The 12,476-nt window shown below is 23.3% G+C and carries 9 protein-coding genes, 1 tRNA gene and 1 pseudogene; 2 read left to right on the top strand and 9 right to left on the bottom strand.

Features of this window, described 5'->3' with window-relative positions:
* Window positions 1–2 precede the first annotated feature (2 nt).
* From nusB to mltA, 5 genes and pseudogenes are all read right to left on the bottom strand, one after another.
* Window positions 3–413 (bottom strand): transcription antitermination factor NusB, encoded by a 411-nt coding sequence (gene nusB / locus D8S97_RS01420; protein ID WP_158361665.1) that lies wholly within the window; start codon window positions 411–413, stop codon window positions 3–5.
* Between the two features lie 25 nt (window positions 414–438).
* A pseudogene (gene ribD / locus D8S97_RS03120) lies at window positions 439–1,554 on the bottom strand (bifunctional diaminohydroxyphosphoribosylaminopyrimidine deaminase/5-amino-6-(5-phosphoribosylamino)uracil reductase RibD).
* Window positions 1,555–1,582: 28 nt separating this feature from the next.
* Window positions 1,583–2,554, bottom strand: a complete 972-nt coding sequence (thiL, locus tag D8S97_RS01435; protein ID WP_158361127.1) for a thiamine-phosphate kinase — start codon at window positions 2,552–2,554, stop codon at window positions 1,583–1,585.
* A 3-nt stretch (window positions 2,555–2,557) separates the two neighbouring features.
* On the bottom strand, window positions 2,558–3,037 hold the full coding sequence (gene ribE / locus D8S97_RS01440) for a 6,7-dimethyl-8-ribityllumazine synthase (RefSeq protein ID WP_158361128.1): 480 nt from the start codon (window positions 3,035–3,037) through the stop codon (window positions 2,558–2,560).
* A gap of 26 nt (window positions 3,038–3,063) precedes the next feature.
* Window positions 3,064–4,167, bottom strand: a complete 1,104-nt coding sequence (gene mltA / locus D8S97_RS01445) for a murein transglycosylase A (RefSeq protein WP_158361129.1) — start codon at window positions 4,165–4,167, stop codon at window positions 3,064–3,066.
* A 122-nt stretch (window positions 4,168–4,289) separates the two neighbouring features.
* Between mltA and D8S97_RS01450 the strand changes: the two genes are divergently transcribed.
* Window positions 4,290–4,366 (top strand) — tRNA-Met (locus tag D8S97_RS01450).
* A gap of 208 nt (window positions 4,367–4,574) precedes the next feature.
* Window positions 4,575–5,903, top strand: a complete 1,329-nt coding sequence (argA, locus tag D8S97_RS01455; RefSeq protein WP_158361130.1) for an amino-acid N-acetyltransferase — start codon at window positions 4,575–4,577, stop codon at window positions 5,901–5,903.
* 6 nt (window positions 5,904–5,909) lie between these two features.
* Here argA and recD read toward each other — a convergent pair whose 3' ends face one another.
* From recD to D8S97_RS03185, 4 genes are read right to left on the bottom strand one after another with little or no spacing between them, the layout of a single operon-like run.
* Window positions 5,910–7,712 (bottom strand): exodeoxyribonuclease V subunit alpha, encoded by a 1,803-nt coding sequence (recD, locus tag D8S97_RS01460; RefSeq protein ID WP_158361131.1) that lies wholly within the window; start codon window positions 7,710–7,712, stop codon window positions 5,910–5,912.
* Window positions 7,709–10,915 carry an exodeoxyribonuclease V subunit beta gene (recB, locus tag D8S97_RS01465; RefSeq protein WP_315968479.1) on the bottom strand — a complete coding sequence of 1,069 codons (3,207 nt, stop codon included), beginning with the start codon at window positions 10,913–10,915 and terminating at the stop codon, window positions 7,709–7,711. The genes recD and recB overlap by 4 nt, the downstream gene beginning before the upstream one ends.
* The gene (locus D8S97_RS03180; protein WP_261789590.1) at window positions 10,867–11,199 is read right to left on the bottom strand and encodes a UvrD-helicase domain-containing protein; all 333 of its coding nucleotides are present in this window, start codon (window positions 11,197–11,199) and stop codon (window positions 10,867–10,869) included. Before D8S97_RS03180 ends, recB begins: the two co-directional genes overlap by 49 nt.
* A 21-nt stretch (window positions 11,200–11,220) precedes the next feature.
* Window positions 11,221–12,462 (bottom strand): exodeoxyribonuclease V subunit gamma, encoded by a 1,242-nt coding sequence (locus tag D8S97_RS03185; protein ID WP_261789591.1) that lies wholly within the window; start codon window positions 12,460–12,462, stop codon window positions 11,221–11,223.
* Window positions 12,463–12,476: the final 14 nt, after the last annotated feature.

Consider the following 12,476-nt stretch of genomic DNA (forward strand, 5'->3'; position numbering starts at 1 on the left):
TTTTATTTTTTTATTTTTAATGCTGCTTTATCTAAAACACCATTAATAAACTTATGACTATCTTCAGATCCAAATAATTTTGCTAATTCAATACCTTCATTAATAGACACCTTATAAGGTATATCGTTTCTTTTATACAATTCATAGAATGAAATTCTAAGAATAGCTTTTTCGATTTGTCCTAGCTCTTTTAATGAACGAGACAAATATGGTTTCATCAAAGTATCTATACTTTTACAATCATAGGTTATTCCTATGATTAATTCATAAAAATATATAATATCAATATTTTTTTTGTTTTTTTCTTTTAGAAATTCTATTGCACTATCTCTTATATTGTTTTGCGAAATTTCCCAAGAATATAGCATTTGTAAAGCACAGGCACGAGCTTTTCTTCGAAAATTTGGTTTTATTATCATGTATTTGCCCAATGTTATTTTAAAATTTTTTATTTTTAGGTTCTAATTTTAATCGTATATCTGGTCCTATGCGACGAATATCTTTAAAACTAAATTTGAAACAGTCAAACAACTTTAACTTATTTTCAAACATAAATAATGGTTTTGCTTCATGTCCTAATATTTTTGGTGCTATATATATAATAATTTCATCGACTAATTCTAGTTTTATAAAACAACCAGATAAAATGCTTCCTGCTTCTATCCATAAGTTATTAATCTCGGAATCTCCTAAAAATTTTAAAACAGATAATAAGTTAATTTTTTCTTTATATGGTTTTATTATAGTTTGTTTTACGTTTTCTGGCCATATTTCTTTATCTAATTTTAATCTCATTAATAAAATTTTTTCTTTTGTTTGTATTATTTTATGTGATTTTTTAATACGATTTTTACTATCTATAATAACCCTTATAGGGTGTTGGAATATTTTTTTAGGAAAAATAGATAGTGTTTCTTTATCAAATTCTCTATGACGTACAGTTAGTAAAGGATTATCGTTTAATATAGTAGCACTACTAGTAAGAATAGCTGAACTTTTTGCACGAAATTTTTGTACATCTCTACGTGATTCTTTCGAAGTAATCCATTGACTTTCTCCGTTTTTCATTGCTATTCTTCCATCTATTGACATTGCTAATTTTAATCGTATTCATGGTAGTCCCGTTTTCATTCTTTTAAAAAATCCTTTGTTATATTTCTGAGATTCTTTTGACATTAAGCCTATTTTTACGTAGATACCATTTTTTCTAAGATACGATACTCCCTTTCCAGACACTTTAGGATTAGGGTCTAAACTAGATATTATTACTTTTTTTATCCCAGATTGTATAATTGCATCACAACATGGTGGTGTTTTTCCAAAATAGTTACATGGTTCGAGTGTTACATAAATAGTGGAGTCTTTTGCTTTTTCTCCTGCCATATTTAAAGCATTAATTTCAGCATGATTTTTTCCGTATTTTTTATGCCAACCTTCTCCTATGATTTTATTATTTTTCACTATTACACATCCTACATTCGGATTTGGAGAAGTTGTAAACTCTCCTAATTTACTAATTTTTATTGCTCGTGTCATATAAAATCTATCTTTCATATTTCACCAATATTTTTATATTTGTTTTTTAAATGAAATGATTGAATCCAGATTTTGTAAAAATTATTTTTTTTTTATTTTTTATTAAATTAAACCCGTTTTCTACGGTTGTAATATAACCGATGCACGTACATTTAATTATTTTGTTTTTAATAGCTATATTTAATTTTTTAATATTTTTTTTTGAAATAGTAAAACATAATTCATAGTCTTCTCCAGAATTTAAAGACCAGTTTAAATATTCATTAATCTTAAAATTATCAATTAAAATTTTAGAAATAGGTATTTTATTTAAATCAATATTAGCTCCACATTTGCTGTTTTTTAATATGTGACCTAAGTCGGAAATTAAACCGTCTGATATATCGATAGCCGCATTAGCAATATTTCTTAATGCTATTCCTTCAGAAATCCTAGGAATAGGTTTTAGATGTTTTTTAATTAAATAATTGTATATTTTTATATTTTTTAAAAAAGTTGTTTTTTGCAGTAAAGACAAACCTGCAGCACTTTCTCCTAGTTTTCCTGTTACATATATTAAATCTCCTTTTTTAGCATTACCTCGTAGTAATGTACGTTTTCCCTTTGTTAATCCATAAATGCTTAACGTTATGCTTAGAGGGCCGGAATTTGTATCTCCTCCAATTAATTTTAATTTATATTTATTTAAAATATTAAAAAAACTTGTGCTGAATGATGTCAACCATATACTGTCAGATTTTGGCATGGTAATAGATAATGTAATCCATTTTGGTCTTGCTCCCATTGCAGCTAAATCACTAAGATTAACTGCAACAGCTTTATATGCTAAATCTTTAGGATCTATATTTTTTAAAAAATGTGTTCCTTCAACTAAAGTATCAGTGCTGACTGCAAGAAGATTATTTTTTGGTATTTTTATTAATGCACTATCATCTCCAATTCCTTTAATTTGATTTTTATCTTTTTTTTGACGATCTTTAAAAAATTTAGATATAATTTCAAATTCGTTATATTTCATAGTTTAATTATTTATTTTTTTTAATTTTCTCATAACGTTAATCATTTCTAATGCAGCTAATGCAGCTTCAGATCCTTTATTACCCATTTTTGTACCAGATCTTTCAATAGATTGTTGAATATTTTCTGTAGTTAATATTCCTATTGTAATTGGTATAAAATACTTTACGCTTATTTTCGAAAGATTACTATAAGTATCATTTGCAATATGTTTAAAATGATCAGTATTGCCTTTAATAATTGTACCAATTGTAATTATTGCATCATATTTTTTGGTATTTGCAATGTAACTGGCTACTATAGGTATTTCATAAGTCCCAGGAACATATATTTTTAAAATTTTTTCTTTTTCTATTTGACCTATTCTTGTTAATGTATCTATTGCCCCAGATAATAAATTTTTGTTAATAAATTCGTTAAATCTTGCTATTACTATAGCAATTGAAGCATTTTCAACGGTAATTCCTGATTGAATTATATTCATAATGTTCCTTTTTAGTAGTTTGTTAATTAAATTTTAAGCACCCAAGCGTATCCATAGTGATTATAAAAACCTGCCAATGTGCCTGCTTTTTTTCCTATTCCTTGGTAAACATCAAAGTGTTGTCCTTTAATAACACCACCGACATCTAATGCAATTAATAAATGCAGTCCATATTTATGATTAAAATTTCCTTTTTTATCAAGAATAGGTATTTGTACTAAAACTACACTTCCACTTTTTATTATGGATTTATCTACAGCTATTGCTGCTTTTCCAATTAATGGAACTGCACTGGAACCATATGCTTCTTTTCTTTTAGTTTGTTTAAAAAAAACAAAAGATTTATTTTGTTCAAATAATTCTTGTATTTCCTTTTGAGTATGATTTTTGCACCATTTTTTAATGGTTTTCATTGACATATTATTTTTTTTTATATCTCCTCTTTTTATTAAAATTTGACCAATACTTGTATAAGGCCAATTATTTTTTTTTGAATAACTAAAAAAGGTTAATGGTTTTTTATCACCATAATCTATAAAACCACTCCCTTGAACTTCCATAATAAAATTATCTATTAAAGAATTACTATAAGCTAAAATATATTTTTTTTTTAAAATACCATTGTATATATCTTTTCTCTGTGGTAATTTTTGATTTTTTTTAAAATTAGAAGGCATTCTGTATATAGGATATATGAAGTTCTTTTTTTTTATTTTACTTGCCTGTACTATTGGTGTGTAATATCCAGTTATTTTAACATTCCCATAATTGTCTACACCTTTCATTTGGAATAAATTGATTCCAAATTTTTTCATTTCGTTTATATCTGATTTTTTTTTTAACCATTTTAATATTGCATTATAAGTAGATATATTTTTTGCGTATAAAGTTGGAGAAAAAGATTTAATTTTTTCAAGTTGTAGAAGAAATTCTTTTTGATTCACTAATTTATTTTGTATATTTATGTTTTTGACGTTCGTAAAATTTTTTATGAATTTATTTTTGTATTGTTGACCATGATTGATATTTTTAGTTGAAAAAGCAACTGAAAAAATAAAAATGAAAATTAAAATTATTTTTTTTATATTTTTTTTCTTTTTAATTTTATTAAACGTATAAGGATTAAGCATAGCAGTTTTATTAAATATTTTTAAGTTTTTTTAATAAACAATATATTAGAATTTTTTAAGAAAAATCATTAAAAAAAGGTTGCTTTTTTTGTGTTAAAGATGTATTCTTTATTACTAAAAGGCGCGGGGTGGAGCAGTCTGGTAGCTCGTCGGGCTCATAACCCGAAGGTCGTTGGTTCAAATCCAGCCCCCGCAACCAAAAAAAATTTTCAGAATTCTAAAAAAAATAATCCCATCTTAAAAAAATATTCCAAATCTTACCTTTTTGAAAGGTCATATCATAATTTATAAAAAATTTTTATTTTTTATTTTTTTTAAGATAAATTATATGTGTTTAAAAAAAAACAAAAAAGTGAATTATATAAAAAATAATATATAGATTTAAATAAAAATGCAAGAGGATTGTCATGAAAGAGCGTACTACTGAATTAGTTCAGGGTTTTCGCCATAGTGTACCCTATATTAATGCTCATCGCGGTAAAAAATTTGTAATAATGCTAAGTGGTGAAGCAATTAAATATGGAAATTTTTCTGGTATTATCAATGATATAGGATTATTGCATAGTTTAGGTATTCGCTTAATTGTAGTATACGGGTCTTGTCCTCAAATTAACGCTAATTTAAAAGAAAAAAATATTAAAGTAGCTTATCACAAATATATACGTATTACTGATTTATTATCTCTAGAACAGGTAAAACAAGCAGCAGGAAGATTACAACTAGATATAACAGCACGTCTTTCAATGAGTTTAAGCAATACTCCTTTACAAGGCGCTAATATTAATGTTGTTAGTGGTAACTTTATTATTGCTCAACCTTTAGGTGTAGATGATGGTGTAGACTATTGTCATAGTGGTCGTATAAGAAGGATTGACAAAAAAGCCATCGAGTGTCAACTAGAAAATGGAGCTATAGTTTTAATTGGACCAGTCGCAGTTTCTGTTACAGGAGAAAGTTTTAATTTAACTTCTGAAGACATTGCAACTCAAGTCAGTATTAAGTTAAATGCAGAAAAAATGATAGGTTTTTGTAGTAAGCAAGGTGTTATTGATAGTCAAGGAAAAACTATTTCTGAATTACTACCTAATGATATACAAAAAAAAATTAAAAAATTAGAACAGAAAGGTGATCATATTTCTTCAACAGTTCGATTTTTAAAAGGAGCTATCAAAGCTTGTAAAAGTGGAGTGAATCGTAGTCATTTAATTAGTTATTATAAAAAAGGTGCATTACTACAAGAATTGTTTTCACGTGATGGAATTGGAACACAGATGGTTATGGAATCTGCAGAAAAGATTAGACAAGCAAATATTAATGATATTGGAGGTATTCTAGAATTAATTCGTCCCTTAGAAAAAAAAGGAATTTTAGTGCGGAGATCAAGAGAACAATTAGAGATAGAAGTAGATAAATTTACTATTATTGAACGTGATAATTTAACTATTGCTTGCGCTGCATTGTATCCTTTTTTTAAAGAAAAAATAGGTGAAATGGCTTGTGTAACTGTTCATCCTGATTATCGAAATTCTTCAAGAGGAGACTTATTACTAAAAAAAATAAAATTCAATGCTAAGAAAATGAATCTAAAAAAACTTTTTGTTCTTACTACTCAAAGTATTCATTGGTTTCAAGAAAGAGGTTTTATTTTAGTAAATGTTGAAATGCTTCCTGAAAGCAAAAAAAGAATGTATAATTATCAACGTTGTTCTAAAATGTTGATGATTGATTTATTTTAGACCATTTCAATTTTGTAAGATTGTTTTAATGAATATTTCTTTTTTTGAAAAAATGCTTAATTGTTTTCGAGTTCTTGTAATACCAGTATATAAAATATCTTTTTTTAAAATTTTTAAATCTTTATTTGGAAGTATTAACGTTACGTTATTAAATTCAGAACCTTGTGCTTTGTGTACAGTCATTGACCAAGCAGTTTCATATTTTTTTAATATTTCTACAGGAATATCGTTCACGATATTATCTTTTTTTAAAAAAGATACTTGTAAAGTATTTTTTTTACTAAGATTAGTAATACCTATCTCACCGTTAGATATTCCTAGACATTTATTATTTTCTGTAATGATAATTGGTTTTCCTATATACCATAATTTATTTTTTATATAAAAGTATTTGTCAAAAATATTTGTTTTATACATTTCTTCTTCTAGAACTTTATTTATAAAATTTACACCAAAAAAACCGTTTCGCATAATGCATAATACTTGATAATTTTTAAAAACATTTATAATTTCTTTTATATCCCGTTTTTCATGTATTTTTTTCCAAAATTTTTTATAATTATTAATTATGATGTTAATCATATTTTTATATTTTATTTCAGAAGTAACTTCATAGAAAAAAACATTTTTTATTGAGTTTTGAAATAATTTTTTAAAAACTTGATTTTTATTTGTACGAATTGCGTTTGATAACATATATATTCCTGTATTTTTTTTAAATCTATAGCTTTTTTTGAGAATACATACCTTATCACTTATATCAGCAGTATTTTTTTTATTTATTTTATTTTTTATTATTGGGTTTTGTGTAATTTTTTCTAAAATAGATTTAGTTTTAGAACTATATCCATGTTCAGCATAATAGTAAATATCTTTTAATATAGAACTTGATTTTACTGGTTTTAATTGATTATGATCTCCAACAAAAATTATTTTAGTTGTTTTAGACACTGCTAATAGTATATTGTTCATCATCAAAATATCTATCATAGATGCTTCGTCAATAATCAAGACATCTATAGTTAACTGTCTTTTTTTATTAAAAAGAATTTTTTCAGATGTTTTTGAAATTCCTAGCAATTGATGTATAGTAATTGGATGAAGAAGAATTTTCTTTTTTTCTTCTTTACAAAAATAATCATTAAACCATTTTTTCTTTAATATTTCTATTAAATTTTTTGTAGCTTTTCCCGTTGGAGCTGATAATTGAATTTTTTTTATTTTGTTATAACTTTTTATTAATGCAATAATAATTTTTAATATTGTAGTAGTTTTTCCAGTTCCAGGTCCTCCAGTTATAAAAACAATATTGTTTATTAAGGTTAATGCTACTGCTATTTTTTGAACGTTGTATTCTTTTTCCGGAAATAAGTTATTTAATATTTTTAAGCATGTTTTTATATTACTCTCATCAAATGAATTTTGTTGACATACACGTTCTAATATATTTTTTTCAGCTTTCCACATTTTATAAAGATATACCTTCCCTTTATATAATACTAAAGGAGTTATAATAGAACCATTGCCAAAAGAAGAATGTTTTGATAATTCTAATGACCAATTTATTTTTTTTTTTAAACATTCTAAAATTTTTTTAATAAAATTTTTATTTGATATAGAAAAAAAACAGTTTTTTTCGAAGTATTCAATTGGTAAAAAAATATGATTATTTTTACTTTCGAAGCTTACACAAGCTGAGACTAACATAACAATAGGATTTTTTTTTGAAATAAACTGAGAAAAATAAAAGTCAATCAAATTTATGATTTTTTTATTTGCTAAAACTTTTAATAAACGAGACATGTTCATTTTTTTAAATTAGTTTTTTTTTGAAAAAGTAAATTACTTAATTTTTTGATTAATAAATAATCTGGAATAGTATAAAAAATACTATCTTGTAGATTTATACCTCGTAAGAATATATAAAAAACTCCACCGAAATGAATTTTATAGTGATAGTTTTTTAATTTTTTCTTTAAATATTGATGTAATGCTAACGTATATATTTGATATTGTATATCATATCGATGTTGAATAATTTCTTTTTTTATATTTTTAAAGCAATAAGAACTATCATTGTCACCTAAGTAATTAGATTTATAATCAAGTATATAATATTTTTTATTAAAAATAAAAACTAAATCGATAAAACCTTTTAAAATTCCTGTTACAGGATTAAAAAGTATTTTTGGAGAAACAGAAGAAATTAAATCAAGAGATTGAATAGTTTTATTAAGATCGTTACTATATAATATATTTTTTATAGGTAAAAAAAATTCTAACTCTTTTATATATTTTGTTTTTTCTAAAGATGATAAAGTAATATTTAATTTATTTATTTTTAAATTTAAAAAGTCATTAATCCAACATTTTAATATTGGAGCCCATTTTTCTGAAAATTCATATTTTTTTAAAATTTCATAAAACCAATCCGTTGTTAGTCGACTATTAAATTCTATTTTTTTTAATATATAATGAATGAAGATACCGGCTTTATTACCGCGTGGAAAATTGTGAATCGTTAGTGTTTTGTCTTTTTTTTTAAAACAACATGATTGAACATATTCATGTTTAATGTTATTTAAATACTTATTTTCGTTTTTTAGTTTTGTAAAACTAGTTATCTGAGAAGACAATTTTATTTCTCGTAGCAAAAATTGGGGTTGAGATAATTTATAAAGATTATCTTTAATAGTTAAACGTTTTAAATTTATAGCTTCATATTTTACTTCAATATACGATTTTTTATTTAATATTTTTAATTCACTTAGCAATTCTTTATAATCCATACATTTTCCATTTTGTATAATATATCCTAAAGAACTTTTATGAATATCGCTATTTTTTTTATTTTTTTTTCTTTTTTTAATTAAGTATGCTATACCTATGCTGCAATGATTAACTGATCTTGTTAAAGCCACGTATAAAAAACGTAAATCTTCAGCTAATCTTTCTTCATCTGATTTTTTTAAAGTTTCAGAATTTTTTCTATTATCAAAAAATATTTTTAGCGTTTTTTGTTCGTGATAAAAATATGATTTTGATTCATTAAAATCTATCATAAACGGTATCCAAACAATAGGATATTGCAATCCTTTTGATTTATGTATAGTGATAATTCTTATTGCTTGTGATTCTTCAAAATTTTTAATATATTCATTTTCTAAAGTGTTTTTTTCTGATATTTTTTTTTCAAACCAGCGGATTAAAGAGTTTTCTTCATAAAAATATTGAGATTTTTCTTGTAATAATTCAGCTATATGTAAAAAATTTATATTTTTTTTCTGATTTTTATAGATTTGAAAATCATTAGAATTTTTTTGATATTCTAGTATCATTGTTTTAATAGTATAAAATATACCTATATTTTTCCATTTTTCATTGTATTCATATAACTTTTTTATTAAGTAATATGATATTTCTGTTTTAGAATTTTCTTTTATTTTTCGAACGGCAATTTTATTCAAAATATGTGTTAAAATAGATTTTTTTAATAAATTTATATTCGTTGGATCTAAAATAGATTTAAGTATTGCTAGTAATTCAGAAGCATCTAAAGTTTTAAATACGCTTTCGTACGGAGATGAATATTTTGATGTAATATTAACTTTTTGCAATGCTTTTTGAATAATTTCTGCTTCTGTTCTATTTTTAACTAATATAACAATATCTTTTTCTGTTAAAACTCTCTCTTTATTTTGATGTAATATTACAGCTTCACCTTTTTTGGCGCAAGTTAACCAGTAACTGATTTCATTTGAACATTGTTTTGCAATCCAATCTCTATAATCTGAAATAGACACTCCTTCTTTTTTTTGAAAGAAGAAAGAAATTGCAGCTTGATTTATTCCTTTTATTTTAAATTTTGTTCTTTCATTTTTAGAAGATGATAAAATAGGTTCGAATGTAATACTTTTAAAATAAAAGGGATTGTTGTTTCGTGAAAATAAATAATTAATAGATTGACATATATCTTTTGAAGAGCGCCAATTTGTATCAAGATAGTAATAGTCTTTAATTTTAGATTTAGCGTGTAAATATGAAAAAATATCAGCTCCTCTAAAACTATATATGGATTGTTTTGGATCTCCAACTAAAAACAATGCTAATTTTTTATTCTTATATAAAATATTAAAGATTTGATATTGTTGTATGTTAGTGTCTTGAAATTCGTCAATTAATGCTACTGGATATTTTTTAATTATTATTTTTCTCAAAAATTTTTCTTTTTTTATGTTTTTTAAAAGAATTTCTAATAAATCATTGAATCCTAATAATGATTGTTTTTCTTTTTCTTTTTTTATAAATTCAGGAATTTTTTGTATAGCATAAAACAAAATAATATTTTTTAAAGAAAAATTTTTTTTTAGTATTTTATTAATATCTTTAAAAAAAACATGTTTTTGAAGATTATAATTCTTTGTGTTTTTTTCTATATTATTTTCTGAAAAATATTTTAAGCAAATTGGAATTTTATAATTTTTGGTTTCAGATTCAGCCCATTCTGTAATATTTTTTTGCCATTTAAAGATATTAAATGTATTGTATATTCTTTTATTCACATTTAATTTATCAATTTGTTTTAGGATAATTAAATTGTAATTTAACCATTTTTTTTTAAAAATATTTATTTTTTTTATTATTTTTTCGTGAAAACTTATTAAAGTTTCTTTTTTATCAATTTTTTTTTTAAAATTTATTGATGCGTTAATTTGTAAAATTGGTTTTATTTCTTTTAAGAGAGTATTTGGATCATTGTATTCTTCACGAATAATTTTAATAATTTTTTTTGGTAAATTATAAAAAAAACGTCTCCAAAAATCTTGTGTAGCTTGCAAATATAAAAAGGATTCGTTTTCAATTATTTCTTTATTAAAATTAAATGTATTATTTTGTAAAACATCTTGACAAAATCCATGTATTGTATAAATAGCGGCATTATTTATGTTTATTTTGGCTTTTTCTAGTATATAAATAGCTTCGTCAAAATTTTTATTTTTTTTAAAAAAGATTGAAAAATAGGATTTTCGCTTTTTTTATTTATGAGTGACGAATGTAATTTCTCAATATTTTTTTTTATTCGTATATACAGCTCTTCTTTTGCTGCATTAGTAAAAGTTACTACTAGTATTTCTTGTACTAGTAATTTTTTTGTATTTTTTTTATTTTCTTCTAATCCTAATAATAAACGGAGATATAAAAGTGAAATCGTATTCGTTTTTCCTGTTCCTGCGGAGGCTTCAATCAGGTTAATTCCCTTTAAAGGCATTTGAAATATATTTAATTTTTTTTTCATTATGTTAATGTTACAAATTTTTTATTTTTTTTGATTTTGTAGTATTGGAGTAAACCACTTTTGAGAAATTTTACAAATTTTTTTTATATTTAATTCAAAAATAATTTGTTGTATATATAAGTCTTCTTTTTCTCCTATTATATATTTATTTCCTAACCATGTTTGACATAGTATTTTATATGCTTCTCTTTTTATATTATTGTCTTTGTTAATACAATTGTTTTTTTTATCATAAATTTTATCAAACCAATTTGATCCTGATTTTGTGAGTAACAAAGGATTTTTCATTCCATGTATGTATCCTTCAATATACTTTAAGAGATAATTATACGCTACGTTATGTGGTAAGGTACAAAAAGAAAAAATTTGTTTTTTATATCCTATTATTTTACTTTCCCCAGTACCTATTAAAATAGAGTAAATTAAATGTTCTAACCATAGCGACATCCTATCTTTATAATTAATTACACCTAATTTCCATCGAAGTAAACATGTACTTTGTATTTCATCCAAAAATCCATGAATGTTATATTTTTCTATTTTTATATCAAAAAATTTTTTTTGAGGTGATATTCGGTAGTTAAAAATTATTTCTAATATTTCTTCTATTTCTTTTTTTTTCTCTTCTAATAACAACAATCCAAAATTTCCATATGGTAAAACACCCGATAGAATAATTTTTTTAAAAGTATTTATTACATTTTCTTTGTTTAACATTTTTTTAAATATTATATGACTTATTTTAAAATGATCTAATTGATTAATTGAAAATGGCTCTGTTATAATGTTTTTTTCTTTTTTTTCGAATTTTATATTTAAAGTATGATTAAAGAAATAACGTATTGGATTTTTCCAAAAAGATATTATATCTTTTAGATTAATTTTTATAACATCAGGAATTGTTAGATCTTTTTTAGAAAAAATTTTATTATATATTTCTTTATTTATTTTTTTTATTTCTTGAATTTTATTTAAATTAATTTTTTTTATGTCTTTTTTCTCATAAAGATTTTCTTTTTTATGTTTTTTACAAATATGTTCAAATATTTTCTTTTTATTATCTTTTAAATTAAAATCTTTTGAAAAATAAAAATTTGACATTATGTAATTTAATAACTGATCAATTAATATTGAAGGATAAATTTTATTATCATTTTTTACAGAATATCCAACGTAACTAATGTAGAAAATGTCTTGAGTAGAAATGAAGTTGTGAAGAAATATTTGATAACTTTCGTCATAAGTATTAAAATCGCCAATCAATGGATATTTGTTTA

This window comes from Buchnera aphidicola (Rhopalosiphum maidis) (assembly GCF_003671935.1).
Lineage (GTDB): Bacteria > Pseudomonadota > Gammaproteobacteria > Enterobacterales > Enterobacteriaceae > Buchnera > Buchnera aphidicola_AL.

Coding starts and splice junctions, on each gene's coding strand:
- thiL (WP_158361127.1), bottom strand. CDS start 2,554: ATGAAATATAACGAATTTGAAATTATATCTAAATTTTTTAAAGATCGT.
- ribE (WP_158361128.1), bottom strand. CDS start 3,037: ATGAATATAATTCAATCAGGAATTACCGTTGAAAATGCTTCAATTGCT.
- mltA (WP_158361129.1), bottom strand. CDS start 4,167: ATGCTTAATCCTTATACGTTTAATAAAATTAAAAAGAAAAAAAATATA.
- argA (WP_158361130.1), top strand. CDS start 4,575: ATGAAAGAGCGTACTACTGAATTAGTTCAGGGTTTTCGCCATAGTGTA.
- recD (WP_158361131.1), bottom strand. CDS start 7,712: ATGAACATGTCTCGTTTATTAAAAGTTTTAGCAAATAAAAAAATCATA.
- D8S97_RS03180 (WP_261789590.1), bottom strand. CDS start 11,199: ATGAAAAAAAAATTAAATATATTTCAAATGCCTTTAAAGGGAATTAAC.